The 24,845-nt window shown below is 50.5% G+C and carries 20 protein-coding genes; 10 read left to right on the forward strand and 10 right to left on the reverse strand.

The annotated features are described in order from the left end of the window. Positions 1 to 14 precede the first annotated feature (14 nt). The 3 genes from GVJ32_RS16595 (at position 15) to GVJ32_RS16605 (ending at position 4,739) form a co-directional block, all read left to right on the forward strand. Positions 15 to 2,279, forward strand: a complete 2,265-nt coding sequence (locus GVJ32_RS16595; protein ID WP_159241197.1) for a polysaccharide biosynthesis tyrosine autokinase — start codon at positions 15 to 17, stop codon at positions 2,277 to 2,279. Positions 2,280 to 3,075: 796 nt separating this feature from the next. Next, a complete protein-coding gene (locus tag GVJ32_RS16600) occupies positions 3,076 to 4,068 on the forward strand; it encodes an IS110 family transposase (protein ID WP_159241198.1) in 993 nt (330 codons plus the stop codon). A 218-nt stretch (positions 4,069 to 4,286) separates the two neighbouring features. Continuing rightward, the gene (locus tag GVJ32_RS16605) at positions 4,287 to 4,739 is read left to right on the forward strand and encodes an REP-associated tyrosine transposase (RefSeq protein ID WP_159241199.1); all 453 of its coding nucleotides are present in this window, start codon (positions 4,287 to 4,289) and stop codon (positions 4,737 to 4,739) included. Positions 4,740 to 5,191: 452 nt separating this feature from the next. Here GVJ32_RS16605 and GVJ32_RS16610 read toward each other — a convergent pair whose 3' ends face one another. Both GVJ32_RS16610 and mutM read right to left on the reverse strand, forming a co-directional pair. Next, complete coding sequence (locus GVJ32_RS16610; protein ID WP_159241200.1) at positions 5,192 to 6,526, reverse strand: UDP-glucose dehydrogenase family protein; 1,335 nt, start codon at positions 6,524 to 6,526, stop codon at positions 5,192 to 5,194. A 101-nt stretch (positions 6,527 to 6,627) separates the two neighbouring features. Then, positions 6,628 to 7,446 carry a bifunctional DNA-formamidopyrimidine glycosylase/DNA-(apurinic or apyrimidinic site) lyase gene (gene mutM / locus GVJ32_RS16615; RefSeq protein WP_159241233.1) on the reverse strand — a complete coding sequence of 273 codons (819 nt, stop codon included), beginning with the start codon at positions 7,444 to 7,446 and terminating at the stop codon, positions 6,628 to 6,630. A gap of 133 nt (positions 7,447 to 7,579) precedes the next feature. Between mutM and GVJ32_RS16620 the strand changes: the two genes are divergently transcribed. Both GVJ32_RS16620 and GVJ32_RS16625 read left to right on the forward strand, forming a co-directional pair. Next, the gene (locus GVJ32_RS16620; RefSeq protein WP_159241201.1) at positions 7,580 to 9,577 is read left to right on the forward strand and encodes a hydantoinase/oxoprolinase family protein; all 1,998 of its coding nucleotides are present in this window, start codon (positions 7,580 to 7,582) and stop codon (positions 9,575 to 9,577) included. Positions 9,578 to 9,654: 77 nt separating this feature from the next. After that, positions 9,655 to 12,444 carry a class I adenylate cyclase gene (locus GVJ32_RS16625; RefSeq protein WP_159241202.1) on the forward strand — a complete coding sequence of 930 codons (2,790 nt, stop codon included), beginning with the start codon at positions 9,655 to 9,657 and terminating at the stop codon, positions 12,442 to 12,444. Positions 12,445 to 12,447: 3 nt separating this feature from the next. Here the strand turns inward: GVJ32_RS16625 and cyaY are convergent, their stop codons facing one another. Next, positions 12,448 to 12,762 (reverse strand): iron donor protein CyaY, encoded by a 315-nt coding sequence (cyaY, locus tag GVJ32_RS16630; RefSeq protein ID WP_159241203.1) that lies wholly within the window; start codon positions 12,760 to 12,762, stop codon positions 12,448 to 12,450. A 244-nt stretch (positions 12,763 to 13,006) separates the two neighbouring features. On the opposite strand from cyaY, the gene lptM reads away from it, so the two are divergent. From lptM to GVJ32_RS16650, 4 genes are all read left to right on the forward strand, one after another. After that, on the forward strand, positions 13,007 to 13,177 hold the full coding sequence (lptM, locus tag GVJ32_RS16635; protein ID WP_159241204.1) for an LPS translocon maturation chaperone LptM: 171 nt from the start codon (positions 13,007 to 13,009) through the stop codon (positions 13,175 to 13,177). Positions 13,178 to 13,183: 6 nt separating this feature from the next. Continuing rightward, a complete protein-coding gene (gene lysA, locus GVJ32_RS16640) occupies positions 13,184 to 14,431 on the forward strand; it encodes a diaminopimelate decarboxylase (RefSeq protein ID WP_159241205.1) in 1,248 nt (415 codons plus the stop codon). A gap of 115 nt (positions 14,432 to 14,546) precedes the next feature. Further along, entirely contained in the window at positions 14,547 to 15,377 is an 831-nt protein-coding gene (gene dapF, locus GVJ32_RS16645) for a diaminopimelate epimerase (RefSeq protein ID WP_159241206.1), read from the forward strand. Between the two features lie 8 nt (positions 15,378 to 15,385). Continuing rightward, complete coding sequence (locus tag GVJ32_RS16650) at positions 15,386 to 16,090, forward strand: DUF484 family protein (RefSeq protein ID WP_159241207.1); 705 nt, start codon at positions 15,386 to 15,388, stop codon at positions 16,088 to 16,090. Positions 16,091 to 16,192: 102 nt separating this feature from the next. On the opposite strand, the gene GVJ32_RS16655 is transcribed toward GVJ32_RS16650, so the two are convergent. Next, positions 16,193 to 17,374, reverse strand: a complete 1,182-nt coding sequence (locus GVJ32_RS16655) for an alpha/beta hydrolase family protein (protein WP_159241208.1) — start codon at positions 17,372 to 17,374, stop codon at positions 16,193 to 16,195. A 204-nt stretch (positions 17,375 to 17,578) separates the two neighbouring features. Here GVJ32_RS16655 and GVJ32_RS16660 point away from each other — a divergent pair, with 204 nt between their 5' ends. After that, the gene (locus GVJ32_RS16660; protein ID WP_159241209.1) at positions 17,579 to 18,289 is read left to right on the forward strand and encodes an HAD family hydrolase; all 711 of its coding nucleotides are present in this window, start codon (positions 17,579 to 17,581) and stop codon (positions 18,287 to 18,289) included. A 25-nt stretch (positions 18,290 to 18,314) separates the two neighbouring features. On the opposite strand, the gene GVJ32_RS16665 is transcribed toward GVJ32_RS16660, so the two are convergent. The 6 genes from GVJ32_RS16665 to GVJ32_RS16690 all read right to left on the reverse strand — a co-directional run bounded on the left by GVJ32_RS16665 (position 18,315) and on the right by GVJ32_RS16690 (position 24,744). Next, entirely contained in the window at positions 18,315 to 18,518 is a 204-nt protein-coding gene (locus GVJ32_RS16665; protein WP_159241210.1) for a hypothetical protein, read from the reverse strand. Between the two features lie 197 nt (positions 18,519 to 18,715). After that, positions 18,716 to 19,054, reverse strand: coding sequence for a P-II family nitrogen regulator (gene glnK, locus GVJ32_RS16670; RefSeq protein ID WP_103685172.1), 339 nt, complete (start codon positions 19,052 to 19,054; stop codon positions 18,716 to 18,718). 341 nt (positions 19,055 to 19,395) lie between these two features. Next, on the reverse strand, positions 19,396 to 20,640 hold the full coding sequence (locus GVJ32_RS16675; protein WP_159241211.1) for an ammonium transporter: 1,245 nt from the start codon (positions 20,638 to 20,640) through the stop codon (positions 19,396 to 19,398). Between the two features lie 70 nt (positions 20,641 to 20,710). Beyond that, complete coding sequence (glnK, locus tag GVJ32_RS16680; protein ID WP_103685170.1) at positions 20,711 to 21,049, reverse strand: P-II family nitrogen regulator; 339 nt, start codon at positions 21,047 to 21,049, stop codon at positions 20,711 to 20,713. 88 nt (positions 21,050 to 21,137) lie between these two features. After that, positions 21,138 to 21,800, reverse strand: coding sequence for a TorF family putative porin (locus tag GVJ32_RS16685; RefSeq protein WP_103685169.1), 663 nt, complete (start codon positions 21,798 to 21,800; stop codon positions 21,138 to 21,140). 541 nt (positions 21,801 to 22,341) lie between these two features. Further along, positions 22,342 to 24,744: a CaiB/BaiF CoA-transferase family protein gene (locus tag GVJ32_RS16690; RefSeq protein ID WP_159241212.1), complete on the reverse strand. Its 2,403-nt coding sequence runs from the start codon at positions 24,742 to 24,744 to the stop codon at positions 22,342 to 22,344. Positions 24,745 to 24,845 lie beyond the last annotated feature (101 nt).

Consider the following 24,845-nt stretch of genomic DNA (forward strand, 5'->3'; position numbering starts at 1 on the left):
CGGTACTCGACCTTATGACAAGCCAAACCCCATTAACTCCGCAAGACAATACTTATAGCGGCCCGTCTAAGAATAACTCAAGCCATCATTTTGACGACGAAATTGATTTACTCAACTTACTTGCTACCTTGTGGGATTCAAAGTCTATTATTGCCGCCAGCACCATACTGTTTATGGTGCTGGGTGTTAGTTATGCAATCCTAGCAACACCAATATATCGCGCAAATGCGGTTGTTCAAGTTGAGGAAAAGTCACCCGGCTTACCAGGCATGAGCGACGTTACGGAAATGTTTGGCGGTGAGTCTGCAGCAGTTACTGAAATTGAGTTACTTAAAAGTCGTACGGTAATTGGTACGGCCGTCGATGAGCTGCACTTAGATATTATTATTGAGCCAAATTACTTTCCGATTATTGGCAGCGCAATTGCCCGCCACTTTAGCTATGCCAACGGCGGATTAAATACGCCATTACTAGGCTTTAATGCCAATGCATGGGGCGGCGAGCTTATCTCGATACCTAAGTTTAATGTACCCTCAACACTATTTAATGAGATGCATACGCTTATTGTCGGCGAAAGCAATAGCTATACCTTACTGTCTCCCAACGATGAAACCATTTTTACTGGAACTGTAGGCCAAACTGTTACAGTACCCGGTTATGAATTATTTGTTAGCAAACTACACGCGCGGCCAGGCACAGAAATATTTTTAACTAAACTCCGTCGGCTAAATGCGATTATTGATTTACAAGCGACCCTCGGCGCGTCTGAACGCGGTAAAGACTCAGGCATTATTGCTTTGTCTGTAGACGATAGCGACCCAAGCCGTGCCGAAGATATTTTAAATGTTGTGGCTCGCACTTACTTGCGTCAGAACGTTGAGCGCCAATCTGCCGAGGCAGCAAAAAGTTTATCTTTTTTGAAAAATCAATTACCCACCATTAAGAAAGACTTAGAAAACGCGGAGCGCAGATTTAATGAATATCAAGTCAAAGCTGGCTCGGTAAATATTAGTGCCGAGGCCGAGGGCTTACTTGAGCAAGTTGTTGATATTGAATCTGGCATTGCAGAGTTGCAGCTTAAAAAAGCTGAGCTAGATCGCCTATATACTCACGACCACCCAGCCTACCAAGCATGGCGTGAACAGATGGCTGAGCAACGGGCTCGGAAAGTCGAATTTAACGAGCGCATACGGGGTCTACCCGAAACACAGCAAGAACTGCTAGGTTTGAAACGAGATTTAGAAGTCGGTACAGAAATTTACACGCAGATGTTAAATAATATTCAAGAGCTGGATATTGTTCGCGCTGGCACCATAGGGAATGTGCGCATTGTTGATGATGCCGCGGTGAATATTGAAGAACCCGTTAAGCCAAAGCGATTACTTATTGCTATAATAGCGACCTTATTAGGTTGTTTTATAGGGATAGCGATTGCTTTGGTGCGTGCAGCCTTGAATCGCGGGGTAGAGAACCCAGACGAAATTGAAGCTATTGGTATACCGGTGTACGCATCCATTCCGCTATCTAAAGAACAAAGCAAGCTAGACCGAACCCTGCTAGGTAACCGCAAGCTTAGACGGCACCCACACAACCAACACCCAACAGTGCTGCTCGCTCATCATAATCCAACCGACATCACCATAGAGGCGTTACGTAGCCTAAGAACCAGCCTGCACTTTGCTATGTTGGAAGCAAGCAATAACATTATGATGATTTCTGGCCCCAGCCCCAACGTGGGCAAGTCTTTTGTGTCTGGCAATTTGGCAGCCGTTATTGCCCAAGCAGGCCAACGGGTATTGCTCATTGATATGGACTTGCGCAAAGGCTATATGCATAAGATGTTTGATATGGAACCTGAAGACGGTGTCTCTGAGCTGCTAAGTAAACGAATTAGCGTAAAAGATGCCATTAAGCCAACGCAAATTCCCAATCTTTTCATTATTCCCCGGGGCGCTATTCCACCAAATCCATCTGAGCTGTTAATGAGCAAAGGCTTAACAAATCTGCTGGAAGATGTGAGTAACGATTACGATATTGTTCTTGTAGATACTCCCCCAATTATGGCAGTAACTGATGCGGCTATTGTGGGCCGTCAATGCGGGGTAACAATGCTTGTTGCACGCTTTGGACTGAACCCAATTAAAGAACTAGAAGTCACTAAACGCCGCTTTGAGCAAAATGGCATTACAGTAAAAGGCGTTGTGTTAAACGCGGTAGAACGTCGCGCGGCAGGCTACGGCTACGGCAATTACCATTATGAGTATAAGTCTGAGAAGTAAATGAACGTCGGATGTCTGGCATCCGACGTGCTACCGCGAAAATACCGAACCCTTGCGCGATACGCGCTGGATAAATCATGCCCGTATCACGCAAACTGCGCATTCTGATTTTCAGAAATTAATTCTTGGGGATTATAAACTTGAAAGTATGGCAGGGAGTCGGTAATCCTGTCCGAAGACACACATCCTGTGTGAATCACCAACCTTGGTCAGCATCCCTGCCAAGTACCCAAACTAGGGTAGGTTTTAGTGTACTCGTGGTTAGCACGAAAGCAAATCATAAAAACCACTATGTCACACCTTTATATATCATGCAGTATAACGAGATATCGTATCTATCGATTAATACACGCCTAAACACCCGCTAAGAAAACGACAATACGCGCTATTACTCAGAGTGAAGAACGGATTCTCGCCATGACGCACCATTAGTCACGCGCGCCTTATCGCAGAACCCATATAACGGCGAGGTGATTTTGTAGGAGGCCGCGCCTGAGGCCGATGATTTACGCGCCGATCCAGCCCGAGGCCCATCGCGGTCAGCGCCCGCTCCTTGTATGTTTAACTTCGATGAATTGGTAGGCTATTTCAACGGTTACCGGGGAGGCCGTCCGCTCCTAGAGGCAGCATTATCTGACCTCGTCTGTAGAGAGGCCCCCCGCCTCATTGCCTACCTCGAAGAGTATCCGGAAGCCGGTCAGACCGGACTTCGCATCACAAGGTTGAGGCGGCATCAAGTGCGAGGTCGGGGAACCGGTGACTATTGTGCCGTATTGATGCAAGGGAGGAAAAGCGGATGAGCGTATTTGTCGGGATAGATATTGCCGCCAACTCGTTTGAGATGGTGAGCCGCAAGAATGGCAAGGTGTCTAAGGTGGAGTCGTATCGCCAAACTAGTCAGGGGCATGCTCAGGCGCTTAAGCGCCTCACAGAGCTCAAGCCAGCGCTAATTGTCATGGAGGCCACTGGGATCTACTACTTCGACCTAGCGGTAGCCCTAGCACAGGCTGACTTGCCAGTGGCGGTCATCAACCCGAAGAGCTTCCACCACTTCGCCTCTCTAAAGCTTGCCAACAGTAAGACTGACGGCGTGGATGCGGCCTTGCTGGCGGAATACGGCGAACGTATGCAGCCCCGGCGCTGGATGCCGCCCGATGAGACTCGGCTTGCCCTGCGTGATATCGGGCGGCAGATCAATCGCTTAACCGGTACACGGAGCCAAGCCAAGAACCGGCTACATGCATTGCAGTCCAAGCGCAGCACTCTGCCCTTGCTGATTGAGGACGAGCAGGCCGGTATTGCCTTGTTGGATCAGCGCATAGAACGGTTAAGCGAGGCCGCGCTGTCACTCATTGCTGAGTCGCCCGCACTGTCTAGAGACTTCTCGAACCTATGTGCCGCGAAAGGCGTTGGTAAGGCTACTGCCTTAAGCGTTTTGGGAGAGTTGTGTGTATTGCCTTGCGAGCTAAAAGCCCCGCAGGTGAGTCGTTTCGCGGGGCTGGATGTGCGCCTGACGCAATCAGGCAGTAGCGTTAACCGACCGGCTCGACTCAGCAAAGCGGGCAATGCCTACCTGCGTTCGACACTGTACATGCCTGCAATGAGCGCTGTACGGTACGACCCTAGGGCGAAGGCCTTTTACGAGAACCTGGTGGCCCGAGGTAAAAAGAAAATTCAGGCTCTGTGCGCCGTAATGAGGAAATACCTCACCGGATTGTGGGCCTGCCTGAAGACCAAAACCGCCTTTGATTCAACGCTGCTCTTCAGTGAGCAGCACTTACAAACTTGACGGCAAACAGAGTATCTACACAATTAGGTAATTTTGTAGGAGGCCGCGCCTGAGGCCGATAGATTTACGCGCTGAGCCAGCCCGAGGCCTATCGCGGTCGGCGCCCGCTCTACACAATTAGGTGATTTTGTAGGAGGTCGCGCCGAGGCCGATAGATTTACGATTTAGTCAGCAATAGACTAAGCTTAATCCGAATCGTAATCCAAGGATGGATGCCAATGAATAACCCGCCAAAGGGTGGTGATCTTCGTTTGGGGCGCCGCTCTTTATCTGGGCAAGCTTATCTAATTACCACCTGTACTGCGCATCGCCAGCCTTATTTCAATAATTTTTGGATAGGCCGCGGTGTCGTTACGGCTTTACGGGAGGTAGAGGCCGCCACGACCCTCGCGTTTGTGGTGATGCCAGATCACTTGCATTGGTTAATGGTATTGCATGGAAATTCATCGCTTTCGCGCACAGTTCAGTTCCTGAAAACACGGTCTGCCCATAATGTGAATCGTCTTAATGTTTGCGATGGGAGAGTTTGGCAGCGTGGGTTTCATGATCGCGCGCTGAGACAAGATGACGATGTTGTTGCTGCGGCGCGGTATATCGTTGCAAATCCATTGCGAGCTGGGCTTGTTGAGAATGTTGGAGAGTATCCGCTTTGGGATGCCATTTATTTTTAATAATGTTATCTCGGTGTTTGTAGGAGGCCGCTGGCCCAGGCCACACGATCAACGTCCGTGATGATTTTTGTAGGAGGCCGCGCCTGAGACCGAAAGAATTACGCACCGATCCAGCCCGAGCTATCGCGGTCGGCGCCCGCTCCTACGCGAAGGGATGTACCCCAACGGCGTAGTCCCCTGTAGGAGGCCGCGCCTGAGGCCGATGAATTACGCGCAGGTTTAGCCCGAGGTTCATCGCGGTCGGCGCCCGCTCCTACCAAACAGGTACGTTGTATCACATCACGACACGATTGCGTGGTTTTGTAGGAGGTCGCGCCGAGGCCGAAAGAATTACGCACCGTTCCAGCCCGAGCTATCGCGGTCGGCGCCCGCTCCTACCATCCCAGCGGTTTTGTATCACATCACGACACATTTGGGTGGTCTTGTAGGAGGCCGCGCCTGAGGCCGATGATTTACTCTACGCTGCGTCCTCGACCTATGCCGTAGTAGGCGATGCCTTGTGGCTCTAGTATGGCGGGGTCGTATAAGTTGCGGCCATCGAATATCACGGCGTGGCTTAGGGTTTCTTTTATTAGATCGAAATCTGGGGCTTTAAAGGCGTTCCATTCAGTGCAAACTACGAGGGCGTCTGCGCCGTTGAGTGCCGATTCTTTGGTGCCCATTAGGTTGAGGTCTGCTCGGGTGCCGTATATGCGCTGGGTTTCGTTCATGGCTTCGGGGTCGTATGCCTGCACTATCGCACCGGCGGCCCAGAGGTTTTCCATGAGCACTCGGCTAGATGCGTCGCGCATATCGTCGGTATTCGGTTTAAAAGACAATCCCCACAGTGCAATGCGCTTGCCAGCTAGGTCGCCATTAAAATAGGACTGAACATGGCTAAACAATTTCTCTTTTTGGCGACCGTTTACCGCCTCTACTGAGCGCAGCAACTCTGGTGTATAGCCGACTTTTTCTGCCGTTCTCACCAGGGCCTGAACGTCTTTGGGAAAGCAGGAGCCGCCGTAGCCACAGCCAGGATAGATAAAGTGGTAGCCAATGCGCGGATCTGAACCTATGCCCAGCCTTACTTTTTCGATGTCGGCACCGAGTTTTTCGGCCAGATTGGCCATTTCGTTCATAAAGCTAATTTTGGTTGCCAACATGCAGTTGGCGGCGTATTTGGTCAGCTCGGCCGAGCGCACGTCCATCACAATCAATTTTTCATGGTTGCGGTTAAAGGGCGCGTAGAGCTCGCGCATTTTACTTTCGGCAATGGCGCTGTCGGTGCCGATCACTATACGGTCTGGGCGTTGGCAGTCTGCCACCGCTGCGCCTTCTTTCAAGAATTCGGGGTTAGACACCACGTCAAAATCTAAACTCACGCCCCGCGCTTTTAATACTGCGGCAATGCACTCGGCGACTTTGTCTGCGGTACCCACTGGCACGGTAGACTTATCAACAATAATCTTGGGGGATTCCATATACGTTGCAATCGTTTTTGCCACGGCCAACACATATTGCAAATCAGCAGAGCCATCTTCATCTGGCGGGGTGCCCACCGCAATAAACTGAATTTTGCCGTGCTTTACGCCAAGCTCGGCATCGGTAGTGAATTGCAGGCGGCCGGCTTCGTAATTGCGCTCTACGAGGGGAGTCAAACCCGGCTCGTATATTGGGATAATGCCTTTTTTTAAATTCTCGACCCGCTCAGCATTCACATCGACACAGACAACCTCGTGCCCCACTTCTGCCAATACCGCCGCCTGCACTAAGCCAACATAACCAATACCGAATACCGCAACTTTCATTCAATTATCCTGCACATCAAATCGTTAACTGGGGGCGATTCTAGCACGCTAAAAAGTCAGTTCGCGGAAATTCAACGACATTCAGCGCATGTCGATACATTCTACTTTTGGCAAACCTTACAAAATACCGTGGTGCGCTGCGCTATACGGATCTCCTGCAGTACTCGCTGGCAAGCCGAACACGACTCGCCGCCGCGACCATAAACCTGCAGCTCTTGTTTAAAATATCCCGGCTTGCCGTCGCCGCCGACAAAGTCCTTTAGGGTTGTGCCGCCCTGTGCAATCGCATATTCCAACACCTGTTTTACCGCCACCACCAAGCGGGTATAACGGGCAAGACTGATGCTGCCCGCTTCGCGCAGTGGCGAGATACCGGCCATAAAAAGCGCTTCATTGGCGTAGATATTGCCAACCCCAACGACCACATGGGCATCCATTAAAAAACTTTTTATGGGCACTTTGCGCTTTCTGGAGCGCTTAAACAGATAGGCCGCGTCGAACTCTGCGGTGAGTGGCTCCGGCCCCAATGAGGCAAATAATTTGTGGGTGGAGACATCGTCACCGGCGATCCATATCACCGCGCCGAAACGTCTTGGATCGGTGTAGCGCAGCACTTGGCCGTCGCTGAGTAAAAAATCTAGATGATCATGCTTGGCGACGGGGGTATTGGCGCTCACAAGGTAAAGCCGTCCCGACATGCCAAGGTGAATCACCAAATACCCGGTATCTAGGCGCAGCAAAACGTATTTCGCTCGGCGCTCAACACTCCGTACTTCTTTACCGCGCAGCAGCGCATCGAGGTTTGGGTCAACCGGCCAGCGCAGGCGAAGATCTCTAACGATGGTTTTTTCAAACCGCCTTGCAAGCAGATGCGGAGCAATGCCACGCTTTACAGTTTCGACTTCGGGTAATTCTGGCACGACACGCTCGGCTTTATAAATAGACGCTGGATTGTATCTCAGCTTCTGCCTTATCGTCATGAATACCGCCGCAAGCGATGACAAATGAATGGCGACTGGCGACAATGGCCCAAGATTTTTATTTGAGTGAACTATGCTAGATCAGGCTTACCTTGGTGTTGATACCGGCGGCACCTTTACCGATTTTGTGTTGCTGCAAGATCAAACCATACGCAGCTATAAATGCCCGTCTACGCCCGAGCATCCCGAGTTAGCCATTTTGCATGGCATCCGCGAACTTGGCCTGCAGGATTTGGTAGACCAAGGCAGGCTGCTGGTCGTACACGGCTCAACGGTGGCAACCAATGCTGCACTGGAAGGCAAAGGCGCGAGAACCGTCTTTATTACCAACCGTGGCTTTGCCGATATGTTAACGATTGGCCGCCAAACCCGCGACGCTCTTTACGAACTCAGACCCGCGCCTAAAGCCGCGCCGGTGCCCCGCGAACTTTGCTTAGAAACCGGCGGCCGAATAGGGGCTGACGGCAATATAATCGACGGCCTTAGCCAGGCAGAGCTAGACGCCTTGATGGCAGAACTTGATCGCCTGAAACCCGAGGCGGTGGCGATTAATTTATTGTTCTCGTTTATCAACGCCGACTTTGAAAAAGCCATTGCCGAGCAGATTCCCGCCAATATTTTTGTGTCTTGCTCCTCTGAGGTATTACCCGAATACAAGGAATACGAGCGCGGCATGGCCACCTGGCTAAACGCCTGGCTGGGGCCAAAGGTGGCGAGCTATTTACGCAATTTACAGAGCGCCTTAAAGACCACCCCTATAGCGGTGATGCAATCTTCTGGCGGCACCACCGACGCCAGCAATGCCTCACAACGCGCTGTTAATTTATTGCTGTCTGGCCCCGCTGGCGGTTTGGCCGCTGCAAAACATATTAGTCAGATTTTACATCACCCCCAATTAATGACCTTTGATATGGGCGGCACCTCTAGTGATGTCGCTCTGATTAACGGCAATATCAAGTTAACTAATGAAGGCAAAATTGGCCCCTACCCCGTTGCGGTGCCCATGGTTGATATGCACACGATAGGTGCTGGCGGCGGCTCAATCGCCTATTTAGACGAAGGCAGTATGCTGCGTGTTGGGCCGGAATCTGCTGGTGCAGAGCCGGGGCCCGCCTGTTACAACAAGGGCGGAACAAGGCCAACCGTTACCGACGCTAATGTCGTACTCGGACGCCTGCCCGCCGCCGCCCGTCTAGGCGGTGCTATGCCCTTAAATGTCGATGCAGCCCACCGCGCAGTAGGCGAACTCGCCAGCGCACTAGGTATCAGCATAGAGGCCACCGCCACCGGTATTATCGACATTGCCAATGAACACATGGTGCGCGCGCTGCGAGTCATATCCGTACAGCGTGGCCACGATCCTGCAGATTTCAGCCTGTGTTGTTTTGGCGGAGCTGGTGGTTTGCATATTTGCGCATTAGCAGAAGCCTTGGGCTGTTCCGATATTATTGTGCCTAATTACGCCGGCGTGTTTTCTGCACTGGGCATGTTGCTGGCGCCCCGCGAGCGCCAGCTTTCCCGCACGATTAATATTGGCCTTACAGAGCTAGACCTAGACATTTTGCGGCTTAATTTGCAGGACTTAGCCGCTAGCGGTCGCCAACAGTTACTTGCCGAAGGTATTTCTGCATCTCAAATTACGGCGCAGGCGAGTGTCGACCTTTGCTATGTGGGGCAGTCTTACACTCTTAACTTAGATTGGCAGGACGATATACGCGCCCTTGAGCAAGCATTTCACCGCGCCCACCGCGAACTCTACGGCCACGAACTGGCGCTGCCGATTCAGCTCATTAATATTCGCCAAGCCTTGCGGGCCGACACCCTCGCCCTGACATTGCCAACTATTAGCGGCGGCTTGGCGGCCTCTGCCGTAGATACCCAAAACGTCATCGCCAGTAATAACAAAGGCGCAATTGAGGTGCCGCGCTATGAGCGCAAGGACTTACGCTGCGGACAAACCCTTGATGGGCCAGCACTTATTAGCGACGCCACCGCCACCTTGTGGCTAGAGCAAGAGTGGCAGGCCACCATTGATCGCCAAGGGCATTTACTGCTTACGCAAACACACTAAGCCAGCCACAGACCGCACATGACAAGTGCCCGTGATTGCCGGTACAGTGGGCGCAGAATGACATCGGATCGCAAAGTATGGCGGATACGCCCACCCACAGCCAGCCCAGCAACCCCCTGTTCGACCGCGGTATCAGCCACGACGGATTAGCGGTGATTCGCGAGCGATTTTTGACACTAAACCGCGAACGACTATTGCGCACCCGCACCGCGCTGCTACCTCGGCAACAAATATTTTTAGATTTACTGCCGCTGCTCATTCATATTAATCACCCCATTTTGCCCGGCTATAACAGCCTACGTGCGCCCTGTGGTATTGATGGCTACCAGCCCGACGCACTCACTTTGGATCGGGTGCGTAACAATATCGCCCGCAGTGTCGACTACCGTCCTGAGGATCAAGCTCCGCCGCAAATTCACAGCATATTTTTAATGGGTTCCTGCGGCACTGTCGCCCAAGCCGAAAGTTCTGACCTCGATATTTGGCTGTGCCACCATGCTGGTATTGATGAATCCGGCTTAGAAAAGCTCTACCACAAGGCGGGGGCGATTTCTGAGTGGGCAAAAACCTTAGGCTTAGAAATTCACTTTTTCTTAATGAACAACGATCAGTTCCGGCGCGGTCATCGCGACCGCATCAGTGCAGAATCTGCGGGCACCAGCCAACACTTTTTGTTGCTGGATGAGTTTTATCGCAGCGCGCTATTAATTGCTGGTCGCTATCCCATTTGGTGGCTAGTGCCTCCAGACGAGGAAGTGAATTATCAGGAGTACACCGCCCTACTTCACGCCCAAGGTTTCGTCGGCCCAAATGAGTCTATCGACTTTGGCGGGGTATCGAATATTCCTGCTGGGGAGTTTATTGGTGCGGGGGTTTGGCAGCTTTATAAGGCCATTAGCTCACCGTATAAAGCGGTACTAAAACTGTTGCTGACCGAGGCCTACGCGCGGGATTTCCCCAAGGTTTACCCCTTGGCTGTCAGCCTGAAGCAAGCCATTTATGATGGCAATTCCGACGCCGACGCACTAGACCCTTACATTATGGTCTACCAACGACTGGCGAGTTATCTCAACGAACGCAATGAATTTGACCGTTTAGAGCTGGTTCGTCGGGCCTTTTATTTTAAAGCCGGTATACGCCTGTCACAGCTCGGCGCAGTCAACACCACATGGCGACGTCAGTTGCTAGAAAAATTAATTCAGGAATGGCAGTGGCCGCCAGAGCAACTCCTCAATCTCGACACCCGCAGCCGTTGGAAGCTCAGGCGCGTGCGAGAAGAACATCGCTTTTTGGTTGCCGAACTCACCAATAGCTACCGTTTTTTGCAAGACTTTGCCAAGCGCAGCAAACGTCCGGCGCTAATCAAGTCTCAAGAAATGACGCTGCTGGGGCGCAAGTTATACGCCGCGTTTGAACGCAAGCGCTACAAAGTTGAGTGGCTGAACCCCGGTATCGCGCCTGACTTGTCTGAAGAACAATTATTCTTCCATTCGTCTGGCTACGGCAGCGAGCGTCGCTGGGCAGTGAGTACCAGCGCCCGTCATGATTTTGAAGCCGACGCCATTTTGCAGGAGCACGACCACTTGAGCGGCCTGCTGTGTTGGTGTTATTGCAATGGCCTTATTAACGACTATAGCCGTCTACGGCTAAACGGACGGCAGGATGGTGTAACCGAAGCTGATTTACGACGCTTGGCTGCGCACTTACAAAAACACCTACCACGCCACGCTTACGCGGCAGATCCGGCTAAACACGAGGCCTTTAATCGGCCTAAAGTGCCTGAAACCCTTCTGATGTATATCAATCTCGGCCAGCATGCCCTGAATGCGCTTGGGGCCGCAGGGCTGGCAAACCGCAACAATAACTACCCCGTCAATCACATAGAAATTGTAGTGATTAATAGTTGGGGCGAGGTCTCGTCGATTGCCTTCAACGGTGACGAAACGGTGCTGGATACCTTTAAAATTTATCAGCAATTGATGGTGGCTGCCTCAAGGGGAAGCCACCCACCCCTTATACGTGCGCTGTGTTTTAATGATCCAGACGATAAATTGCTGAAGCGAACGCGGCATCTACCCGCGCTGCTCTACCGTGCGTTTTACACCAAGCCCGTCAACAAGCGGCTACTCATTCGTTTAAACAACGGCTTTTATATTTTGCAGTCTCACAACGACGAGTTGCACAGTATTCAAGCCAACAACTACTCCACACTTATTCAATGCTTGGGGCGCGGTCAAGCGGAATACAGCCCCCTTCTTATTGACCGTTACTGCGCACCAGACTCCGCGCTAACCTCTATTATTCATGCTGCAAACACTGCCGATTGCTATGTATTTTTTCATCGCAGAGAAGCGGGGGCAGACTTGTTTTTGCGGGACGAGCGCGGCTCGCTGCACCACAGCAGCAGCGCCTTTACCACGGAAGAAAACCTCATGCAGCCGCTGTTAGCCTTTTTATTTGAATGCCAAAAAGAACAGCAGAGCAAGCACAAATTTTACGTGTATGAGCTACACCAAGACGGTGAGACTTGGACAAGCGAAAGAAAAGGTGTATTTACGGAAGCACCGGCCAGTGAGCGACTCCCGCATACCACCATTGATTTAGAGGCTATCGCCCAAACGCAAGAATCTGGACGACTCGTGTTTGACATGCGCTGTAATGACCAATTATTTAGCTATGCGCAATCTGGACAGCTTTTATTCGACGAGCTTGCCGAGCAACTCCAATTGCTGGACGAACGCCCCCAGCACTATCAGCTAAGCCGCATTAATCTAAGTGTCATGCCGCCACAACAGCAAACCTGTGTGTATATGCGCTACAAACAGCATATTGAAGAAATATTGAATACCTCAATATTGGCACGTTAAGCCTTAATTTAACTGCAAAGTTTCGCCTATTTGCTCACGGCTAATTTCGATCAGCATGTCTGCCAGCGTTTGTTCAGTGCGGGCGCAATACCATTCATTGTTTTGCCACACGTAGTGGAATCCACCTGAACGCGCAGCCAGCCACAATTCTCTTGTCGCGGTTTGGCGGCTGAAGATTAATGCGCTGCCGTCTGGGCATTGCAGTGTTAATACGCCGCCGCTAATTTCGCAATCTACATCTGCATCAAGCTCATCTATGGCATCTTCAATAGTGGCGAACAGGTCATCGATATTGTCGTTGAATTCAACGTCGTTCATAGTAGCATCCGTAAGAGAGCGTGGTGGGCGGCAGTATACTAAGCTTAGGGAATCGCTGCATAACTCGGTTTTAATCTGGGCTTTGCCTTCGCGCCACCCCTTGCTAGTGCGCCCCAAAAACTCTAAAGGTCATGACCACGTTTGCAGAGCTTTCCTCTAAAATCTCTGCAGCTCGTCGACAGCCATTGGGCTTGTTGCGGGAGCTAGGTATAATGCGCGCCTTAGTTAAATTTGGGACATTGTTATGGTCGGCATTCGCATTGTGGCATTTTGCGCCGTGGTTTTACTCGGTGCCTGCGGGCAAACCGGCCCACTCGTGCTCTCTGATGAGCAAAGCGCGTCAATAGAGTCGTCGGCAACATCCACCAACGCCCCAAAAACCACCAACAACGCGACCACACCGTCTGCAGAGTAAGCTTATATGTCTCCTTTTCATTACCTAAACGGCGAACTTCACGCCGAGTCTGTGCCACTTAGCAAAATTGCTGCGGAATTTGGCAGCCCCTGCTACGTCTACTCGCGGGCTTACCTTGAACAGCGTTTTACTGAATACACTGAAGCATTAGCAGGGCAGGATCATCTGGTTTGCTACGCCGTAAAAGCAAATTCCAATATTGCGGTTTTAAATGTATTGGCGCGACTCGGTGCCGGCTTTGACATTGTGTCTGTTGGCGAGTTGGAGCGTGTATTGGCCGCAGGTGGCAAACCTGAGCGCATCGTGTTTTCTGGTGTGGGTAAAACTGCTGCCGAAATGCAGCGCGCTTTAGAGGCGGGCATTCACTGTTTTAATGTTGAATCAGAGGCTGAGTTAGAACGACTCAATAGCGTTGCGGCGGCCATGAATGTTACTGCGCCCATTTCGGTGCGGGTAAACCCCGACGTCGATGCCAAAACCCACCCCTATATTTCTACCGGACTGCGCGACAATAAGTTTGGTATCGACATTGAACGCGCACCCGAGGTATATCGCCGTGCGGCTTCGCTACCCAATATTGAAATTAAAGGCGTCGATTGTCATATCGGTTCGCAGCTCATCGACACTAGCCCGTTTTTAGATGCACTAGCGCGGGTGTTATCGCTCGTTGATGTATTAGCCGACATGGGCATTACTATCTCGCACCTCGACCTTGGCGGCGGCTTAGGTGTGCGCTATCGCGATGAAACTGCGCCAGTGACCGGCGACTATATTCGAGCAATTAGAGAGAAGCTGGGCGACCGCAAAGTGACCCTTATGTTTGAACCCGGCCGATCTATTACCGCCAATGCCGGTGTTTTATTAACCCGCGTAGAATATTTAAAGCTCAACGATCACAAAAATTTTGCGATCATCGACGCCGCGATGAACGACATGATTCGGCCATCACTGTATTCGGCGTGGATGGACTTATTGGCCGTACAGCCCCGCCAAGACGGCCTTATCCGCAGCTACGACTTTGTTGGTCCCGTGTGCGAAACCGGTGACTTTTTAGCCAAAGATCGTGAGCTGTGCATAGAAGAAGGTGATTTACTGGCCTTGGCATCGAGCGGTGCCTATGGATTTACCATGAGTTCCAATTACAATAGCCGAGGACGTGCGGCGGAAGTCATGGTGGATGGCGACAAATACCACCTCATTCGCGCCCGCGAAACTGTCACCGACTTGATGCGTGGCGAAACTGTGTTGCCCTGAGGCGAACGATACCGCTAAGTACTTTACTTAGCGCTTACATCTACGTACTCATTCACGGCATCGCGCCTGCATCGATTACCAGCGCCATCGGTGAGGCGCACCACAGGGTTTTACGATGCAGTTACGCTTTACCAAAATGCATGGCCTGGGGAATGATTTTGTCGTTATCGACCTAATCACCCAGCGCTTCAAGCTCAAGCCGCACCATATTCGCAAAATTGCCGATCGGCATTTTGGCATTGGCTGCGACCAAGTTCTTACTGTTGAGCTGCCCAGCCAGCCCGACGTCGATTTTTGCTATCGCATCTACAATGCCGAAGGTAGCGAAGTGGAGCAATGTGGCAACGGCGCACGCTGCTTTGCGCGCTTTGTTCGCGACAAACGCTTAACCGGCAAACAAAAGATCAAAGTCGAAACACTAGCGGGAATCATTGAGTTAGAACTCACTGAAAACCACCACGTTCGCGTCGACATGGGCGAGCCCGTTCTCGACCCAAAACGTATACCGTTCACGGCAGATCAACAAGCTGGCGAATACCTGCTCGATGTAAACGGCAGTGTATGGCAAGTTGGCGCGGTGTCTATGGGGAACCCCCATGTAGTTTTACCCGTTAATGATGTCGATACAGCACCGGTAGGCACAGTTGGTCCGACGACTGAATCCCACCCTCGCTTCCCACAGCGTGTGAATGTTGGCTTTATGCAAGTTGTTGATCGCGACACCATTAAGTTGCGGGTATTTGAACGAGGCGTAGGTGAAACCCTAGCCTGCGGTACCGGCGCCTGCGCGGCAGTCGTCAGCGGGATCGTGCAAGGCAAGCTAAACTCTAGTGTGACCGTACACTTGCCCGGCGGCAGCCTAAGTATTGACTGGCAAGGCCCTGGGCAGCCCGTTATTATGACCGGTCCCGCCACCACGGTTTTTGAAGGCCAGATACAAATATAGGATTCTCTGTGGACAGTGCAAGCCCGAAAAAAGACGGACTCCCGAGTGAAACTGAAGTTGCGCGCTATCTTCGCAACCACCCTGGCTTCTTTCTTAATAACGAAGATCTGCTGACCGAACTTAAAATCACCCACAAAACCGGCAAAGCGGTCAGCTTGCTTGAGCGGCAAGTAGAGGTCTTGCGTGAGCGCAATATGGACATGCGCAACCGCATCAGCAGTATGCTAGACAATGCCCAGCGCAACGACATGCTCTTCGAACGCAGCAAAACTCTGATTTTATCGCTGATCGAAGCGCGACGTGCGGAAGAACTGAGCAACACCCTCTGCCGTCATTTGGTGAACGATTTTGAGGATATCGATTACGCCAGCCTAATTCTGTTCGCCGACCCCAAGCGCGTTGGCGGCAATTCACTAAAAGTAGTGAGCCCTGAGCAAGCACAGCACCAAATTGGCAATTTACTGCGCGGTAAAAAATCGGTATGTGGTGTACTGCGCGGCGAAGAATTGAGCTTTCTATTTGGCAAGCACGCCGATCATATTGGCTCTGCGGCACTCATGCCCATCCAACCGGGTAACATCGACGGTGTTATCGCCATTGCCAGCAAAAACCCGCAGCACTTTAAATCGAGCATGGGCACTATGTTCTTGGAATATATTGCTGACGTCGTAAATCGAACGCTACCAAGATTGATGAAAGGACCGTTTTTATAACGAGTCAGACGTCTGAGGTCGGACACGGGTTATGCCCGACGTCCAACCTGTTTTTAGCTTTTGACTTGTCGTCAGACATCAGACTTCCGACTTCCGACCTGTTTAAGCCCCCTGACAATGGCTATCCATAAACCGCCGCATTAATTTCAGGTACTCACGCTGCCCTAGGTGAACAAGGTGATTGCCAGGAAACCAGTGCAGGTGTGACTCTGGCCAATGGGCGTGCAGTAAGCGAACAAAACGTGGTGGGGTGAAGCGATCACCGGCGCCACCGATGATCATGACGCGGTCTGGATCTAGTTTTGGCTGATAACTTAATGGGCTGTGTATCGCGAGCCCCCGTCGTAAGTCCAAGGGCGTCAGTCCGGTACGCTTACCAATCAAGTCCATTACCCCGCCCGTTGGCACCCAACTCCGCATCGTATCTACCGGCGCCACCAGCGGCGAATTGGGTATGCAAAACGCTAAGCGCGGCTCTACTACTGCCATCACCGAGCTTATGTACCCTCCTAAACTCAATCCGCTAATGCCCACATGGCGCGCACCGCGCTCCAGTAGGTAATTGACAAGTACCCGCGTGTCAGACACTGCTTGCAGCATGCCTTCGTTGAGCTGCGAAAAGCCGCCAGCGAATAAGCCGTAGCCACTAAATGGATGACAACGCTCTGCACGATCACCGTGAAAAGGCTGGGTCATCAGTACAATGTCGTAGCCATTGTCGTAAAACCATTTGAGCGAAAAAAAGAGGCTATTAAATCCATACGAACTCTCTACCACACCATGCACAAATATCAGCGTGGCCCGCGGGCCGTCGGGATGCCTCCAATACTGGGCTCTAGCGGTACGATTACGGGTGTAACTCAAATAGCTGTCGGTAAGTTCAGGGTTCAAGGGTGTAAATGGGCTTTCAAAACGCAGTTCTACGGCGGGGATGTCCTTCGGTTTATAAGCAAATTTGCTGATTTTATGTTCGGTAATATCAACTGCCGGCGGGGCTATAAATACTTGATCGACATCGCGCTGCTCCGCCAGATTAGCGTAGAAGTCCATCCAGTCGCGTTCGCGGGCTAAACCGTCGCCCTTTAGCAACTGTGGTAGCAATGTGCCAGAAATCATCAGCGACAAACCTGTGCGCATGATTCTGTCCATCACCGCCGTGCCGTAGACTTTCAATGGGTATTCGCTATCTAGCTCGGTGCCATCAGATTGACAATAAAAGTCATCCGGCAGGGTTCGCCACCACGGCGGTGATGCCTTTACCGGCTGCAATGCAGTTTGTGCCATAACTTAAGTCTCTACCGTATATGTCAATATTGTTATTGGTGAACACATACTGTTGTACCACATTTCATAAACTAACATCATTAACTAGCGGTGATTTTATCTACCCCTTTTGCCTTACACGCGGGTAAAAACCTATACTGCGTCGACCAAACAATATCCGCAACGCCACCGTCCGCGCCACGTCGCCCCTTGCGAAGCTAATTCATGAAGAAAATTAAACTGCTGAGTTTTGATTTAGACGACACCCTGTGGCTTAGCAAGCCGGTAATCCAGCGCGCTGAGCAGGTTTTTTATTCGTATTTAACAACTATCGCACCGGCACTGGTCGAGCGCTTTAGTCCAGAGTCATTGCGTGCACACCGATTAGACTTTCTTAAACGTCACCCTAAATTTGCGCACCAAATATCCCAGTGGCGCATCGCAAGTCTTACCGAGGCATTGGAGCTCTGCGGGTATAAGGAGAAAAGCGCCAATATCGCCCGTGAGGCATTTGCGCATTTTATTGCGGCACGGCAGCAAGTCACGCTTTTTCCGTACTGCGAAAACGTTATTCGCGAGCTCAGCCAAAACTATATGCTAATTAGCCTAACCAATGGCAATGCTGACCTTAACCAACAACCCGTCGGTCAATATTTCCACGCGAATTTTCAAGCGGAGCATGTAAATGCCGCTAAACCTGAGCCCGCGCTCTTTTTAAAGGCATTAGATATTGCTGGCTGCAAACCAGAAGAGGCGATTCATATTGGAGATCATATAGTTGACGATATTAGCGGTGCCAAGGCGCTTGGCTTTTTTACTATTCAAGCCTGCCTAAAACCAGACTCACCAGAACCCCATGCCCTCTCTGATGAACAATTTAATGATTGGCGGGAGTTACCATCTAAAATTGAGCAGCTAGAGCAGATATTGCCCTAGCTGCTATGCCATATCGAGACTCTGATCAGTAGCTATCTGATTCGGTGTCTATGTCATTAAGATTACTGCGCAAATGTGGGTCTAAATGCTTGATCTCACCGCCAAGGGCGAGAAAAGCCTCCACATCTTTTGCAAGTTGCTCTCGCATACGGTCATGCACCGTCGGTGCCGACACATACCTTTGAGCGTTTGATATTTGAGTTTCTGTACTACGATTACGCGACCCCATACGACGTCCTCCCGGAAATAAGAATCCCGCGTTTACGAGGCGATTTATACTTGTATACAAGGCTTTCTGACAAGAGGTGCGTTAGGTTTTTTTGTTATTACGGACAAATATCTTCATTACTTTTTGAGCTAAAGATCAAAAATATTGCAAACAAAAAGGGCGGCCAAAGCCGCCCCGTTCATATCACTTTTGCAGTGTTAAATAGCATCTTCGCCAGTTTCGCCAGTGCGAATTCGAATAACCTGCTCTAGCGAGGTAACGAAAATTTTGCCGTCACCAATCTTTCCGGTATTCGCAGCTTTAGTAACAGTATCGATCACTTTTTCTAATAAGCTGTCTGCAACAGCAATCTCTAATTTCACCTTCGGTAAAAAATCTACTACGTATTCTGCTCCACGGTATAGCTCGGTATGTCCCTTCTGGCGACCAAAGCCTTTTACCTCGGTTACGGTCACGCCCTGCACCCCAATCTCTGACAATGCGGCACGGACATCATCTAATTTAAACGGTTTGATCACCGCACTGACTAATTTCATCGCCGACGTTTCCTCTTACTTTTATGATAAGAATTATTACCTGCCGTTAAGTTAGCTCAGGCGATAAGGACTTGGCAAGGTGATCCCAGCTTTTGCCGTAAAAAAGCCCAGAAAAGCGGGATAGAGGCCTTAAATCTTTGCTAGTGCGGTTTTGGCTTGATGCTAGGTGGGAGGCGCTTTTGCGCTTTACGCTAGATGGGAGACGGAAAACGCTAATATAAAAGCGCGCTTGACGTCGAAGGTCAGACGTCGGAAGTTAAAGCCGACTTCCGTTTCCCGTCAAGCATCCAGCAAAAAAAAGGGCGCTCTATGAGCGCCCTGAAATCACCAAACGGGGGAGATTACTTGTTGGTGAATTCTGGATAAGCTTCCATACCACATTCTGAGAGGTCGACACCTTCGTACTCTTCCTCATCAGATACGCGTATACCCATGACTGCTTTCAAGATCGCCCAAACCACGAGGCTTGCTACGAAGGTCCAAGCAAAGATCACGAAGGCACCGTAGATCTGATTACCGAAAGTTGCGTCGCTGTTGTTGAATGGCACTGCCATTACACCCCAAAGACCAACTACACCGTGAACAGAGATCGCACCGACTGGATCGTCAATTTTCAGCTTGTCTAGGCCTAGGATGGCGAATACAACCAGTACACCACCAACCGCACCGATCAGAGTAGAAACAACTGGATCTGGTGACAGTGGGTCTGCAGTGATCGCTACCAAACCAGCCAAAGCGCCGTTAAGTACCATGGTTAAGTCAGCTTTGCCGAACAACAAGCGGGCAACAATCAGCGCGGCAATCAAGCCACCACTTGCAGCAGCATTGGTGTTAACAAATACTTGAGCAGTCGCATTCGCTTCTTCGATGTTAGACACCATCAGCTCTGAACCGCCGTTGAAGCCGAACCAACCCATCCACAGGATGAAGGTACCCAATGTTGCCATTGGTAGGTTTGCACCAGGGATCGCATTAACGTGACCGTTCTCGCCGTACTTGCCTTTACGAGCGCCCAGCATCAATACACCAGCCAGTGCCGCAGAAGCACCACACATATGCACAATACCTGAGCCAGCGAAGTCAGAGAAACCTGCTTCTGACAAGAAACCACCGCCCCAGCTCCAAGAACCTTGTAGCGGGTAGATAACGCCTGTCATCACAACCGCGAAAGCTAGGAAAGCCCACAGCTTCATACGCTCTGCAACCGCACCCGACACGATAGACATAGCCGTTGCTACGAATACCACTTGGAAGAAGAAGTCAGATGAACCTGAGTAGTAGGTGTCGCCGTTTGACGCTAGCACTTCTTCAACAGATGCGTCAGCAATTGAGTTGCCGAACCATGCATCTGGCAGAATGCCACCTTCTGAACCGCCGTACATGATTGTGTAACCACACAATAAGTACATGGTACAAGCCACCGCAAACAGCGCGATGTTTTTAGTTAAGATTTCTGTGGTGTTTTTTGCACGAACCAAACCGGCTTCGAGCATGGCAAAACCTGCTGCCATCCACATTACGAACGCGCCCATAACTAGGAAGTAAAATGTGTCCAGGGCGTACTTGACCTGTATGATGTCTTCCATCACATGCCCTCCAAAGGGAAAGAGATAAGTCTTTTAATTTAATTAATAAATATAAACCGCTGCAGTATGACTAGATGGCTTCTTCGCCGGTCTCACCAGTACGGATTCGAATAACCTGTTCAAGAGCAGTAACAAAAATTTTGCCATCACCGATTTTGCCGGTGTTTGCAGATTTGCTAATTGCCTCAATGGTCGGCTCAACCGAGTCATCTGCGACAGCGACTTCAATCTTCACCTTAGGCAAAAAGTCGACAACATACTCGGCACCACGATAAAGCTCGGTGTGACCTTTCTGACGACCAAAACCTTTTACTTCGGTGACAGTTATGCCCTGTACGCCGATGTCTGACAGCGCTTCGCGCACATCATCAAGTTTGAATGGCTTAATAACAGCCGTAATCAATTTCATCGGATATCTCCTGTCAATGTACGCTTAGCGCACATTAGGACTAAGTTAAAAAAATAGCCGGTGGCAACGCTGCCACCGGCCGAGGGTTTTACATTGAAATTGGCAAGCTATAAGAAACGATAAACTTAGGATCAGTATCGACGCCTAATACCTCATCGCCATCTTGCTGGCTGACGATAAACGACAAGTTGTCGTTATAAGCGTATGCCAAGTCAACGTGATAGGTGTTGTCGCCATTAATATCCTCTGAACCCCACGTCATAGAAAACGCACCAAGCGAACCACTTACAGTGTAGTAGTTGTACTCGGTGTAACCAGAAGGACCAGCAACTGGCTCATAATATGAAACGCTGATTGGACCATAACCGACGGTCAGTACAACATCTGTGTGCTCAAAGAAATCTGTTTCTTCAGTACCTAGGTAACCAGCACCTGATGGGTAGTTGTAGTTGTAAGCGGTAATGTCAAAGCTGAAGTCGCCTGCAGACACACCGTAACCAACATATAAGTCATACTCGGTGCCGGCAGAGGTATCACCAGATGAGCCCCAAATACCAGCGGTAAAACCACCAGCACTGTAGTTAATGTCACCAGATACTGCTGGAGTGCCACTACCTAAATCGTAACCGCGCCACAAGTAAGTGCTCGCAATTCCGACACTTGCAGATACATCTGCAGAAGCTGGAGCAGCAATCATGGTCATTGAAGCAGCTGCAACGCTTGCAGCTAATAAAGTTTTCATTGTTTTCATGTCTTTAGTCTCCACTAAGGTATAAGAAAGTGATTAAGCACTGTCCTGACCTAGCTTTAGCATTTTCGATGCCAACTTGGTTTTTATTCTTTTAAAACAATATCTTAGAGACAAAAAACGACAACAATACAACAGCGATAGTTAAGGCTACGTTACAGCCCCCTCGCCAAACCAATAGATATGCTCAAAAGTAGAGCGTTTTTAATTAAGTTCGAATTTAAATGCTTCAATAACATGCACAACTTGAGTGCCAAATAATTTAAGACCGTCAATATATTCTGCTAAAAACACGCTAAATAATTAAAAAATATAGGATTTTATTAATATTAATGTCACAAAAAAAGACAGCGTGCATTACCCTTACACACGGCGCACCATTTCGGTGCCAGCGCACTATATTTCAGCGAACGTGTACTTTAAGGCGCCAAAAAATAAAAAAGGGATGCCCTTTGGCATCCCTTAAAACAAAATATTCATTCAGTAATTTCTGCAAGCCTTGGGCTGCTTAGCTGTTAAATGATCCGCGATTATTCGCCACAAATTACGACACCATTACCTCAAGATCGCCCGATTCAATTAACGATTCTATCGTCGTCTCATCTAGCTGAAGAATATCTCGCATCAGCTCTCGAGTGTGTTCGGCAACAAATGGTGCTGGACGGATTTCCGGTTCCGGCAAGTAGCTTCTCCCAGCGGGACCATTCTCTGTTAGTAAGGGCGCATCTAAACCCGGCTGCATATTGATTCTGAAGAAGTCCCGCGCTTTTAAATGCGGGTTATCGGGCAGCTCATTAATTCGCGCCATGGCTGCTGCGGCAATACCCGCTGCCTGTAGAGTTTCCACTATTTGCTGGGGCGTCCGCTCTAGCGTCCAATTAGACAACTCTTGCTCCACGTAATCACGCATGGCGAGTCTGCCGCTGGCAACTTTAAGACGCTGATCCTCTGCAAGATCTTGACGCCCCATTGCGCTACAGAGCTGCAGCCATTGTTCGTCACCCTCGATATCAATCACGCACCACTCATCGTCACCTTCGCAGCTAAACAAGTTTGAGGGCGCGTCAAATCGACCGCGATTCCCGCTGGGCGCCAACCATCCCTCCTGCAGAGACTCACTCAGTAGCTCGGTGGACAAGGTCATTAATATGGTTTCCGCCTGAGACAAGCTGACGGTGCCGCCTACGCCGGTTTTTTCACGCTCTATTAGCAATGCAAGAATCGCCACCGCCGACACCCTCGCCGCCAAATGGTCGGGGAATATGGTTAATGCATCGCCAAAACCGCACTCGTCTTCTGGATAACGCCACAAGCCGGTAAGGCCACTGCTAGCCCGCACCAGTGGGCCGTAACCCATGCTGTTGCTCATTGGTCCGCTGCCTCCGAGGGCACTGCTTTCAGAAACGATAATACGCGGGTTGATGGCTTTGAGTTCGGTATAACCAAAGCCAAGCGAGTCCATCGTTCCTGGTTTGAAATTTGAGAGAACCACGTCCGACTTCGCCACCAGTTCTTTAAAGATCTGTTTGCCCTTTTCACTGCGTAAATTAAGGCCTAGCGATTTTTTGCCTCGGGAACCCTGTGCAAATGATTCTGTAATAGGGCTATTTTGCAAGGACTGGCGCAAGCCATCAGGATAGGCTTTATTCTCTACCTTAATCACCTCCGCACCTTGATCTGCAAACAATCTTCCCAATTCTGCGCCAGCTACAATCACGCCGAGATCGAGTACACGAATGCCCTCAAGCGGGCGGCGAGTTGACTGAGCTGGACTAGCGCTGCGTAGCGCTAATCGATCAGTACTAAAATTCGGCTGATGTTCGTTTAATACTGGTGCTGGCTGACGAATACCCGCCCGCTGGCCGTTAATTTTTAAATAGCCAGAGGGTGCCTTGCCTTGTAGTCCGGCGGCGAGATCTATTTCTGTAAATGCCCCTCTTGCCGTGAAGTGATGATCTTGTAATACCTGCTGTGGTGTAGCGACAGCAGCAATGGGAACACCACGGCGCTGTCCTTCCGCCACCAAATCTGTGCTATTTTCTTTGGCAAACAATGCTTCGATTAATAGATTGATCTCGCGCATATGTTTAAATCGCTTGGCCATATTTGCGTATGCAGGGTCGGTATAAGGATGATCATCGCCAAGCCAAGCACTCATCGCCTGCCACTGGCGCGGGTTTAAAACGCAGATCCGTACAAAACCGTCTGCACAGGGAAAGAAAGGGTACATTTTGCCCTCTGGCGGCCGGCCTCTAGGTGCCAATTTGGTCGCACTCTGACCGCCGGCGGCGCTGCCGGTCACCCCCAATGCGGGGTCTAAAATCTGGCAGCTCGCCTCAAATACCGAAAAATCGATATTACCGCTCCGATGGGTATGAGCACTTTGCCAATACGCGACTAACGCAACCCACGCCGCCTGTATTGCCGCGGCTTCATAGCATAATTGACCCGGCGGCAGCAGCGGTTCCCGATCTTTAAGACCAGAACGCGCCGTAATGCCTGCCATCGCCATATGCACCGCATTACTGCCGGCATAGCCCGCATACGGGCCGCTGTCGCCAAAATCTGATATTGCGAGGGTAATTAAATGACTCTCTTCCGACTCAACTAACGGCGTAATTTCATTTAGCCACTGCAGCGCGGTCTCTGAACAAGAGTGAATCAAAATATCGGTCTGCTGCGCTAGCGCATAAAAAGTTGTCCGGTCACCTTCTTGCGCAATATCTAACACCACGCTCTTTTTATTTGCCGCGTGGGTCGCAAAATATAAGCTATGCCCCTTCACCAAGGGCGCCGCCCGCCGCGCGGGACTGCCTTGACCCGGCTCAATCAACATCACCTCAGCGCCTAAGTCCGCTAAGTAGCGGCCACAACTATCACCCTTACCTTCGCAAAGGTCGAGAATACGTAAGCCCTTTAAGGGTTGATTGCTTTTATTGCTATTCATCAAATAACTGCCTCGTAGATGACATGTTCAATAGAATGGCCATGCCGGAGATCGCGGATATAAACATCAGCACGCGATCTGTTGTCGCTGTTGATCATTAT

Origin of the sequence: Zhongshania aliphaticivorans (assembly GCF_902705855.1) — a bacterium.
GTDB classification, from domain to species: domain Bacteria; phylum Pseudomonadota; class Gammaproteobacteria; order Pseudomonadales; family Spongiibacteraceae; genus Spongiibacter; species Spongiibacter aliphaticivorans_B.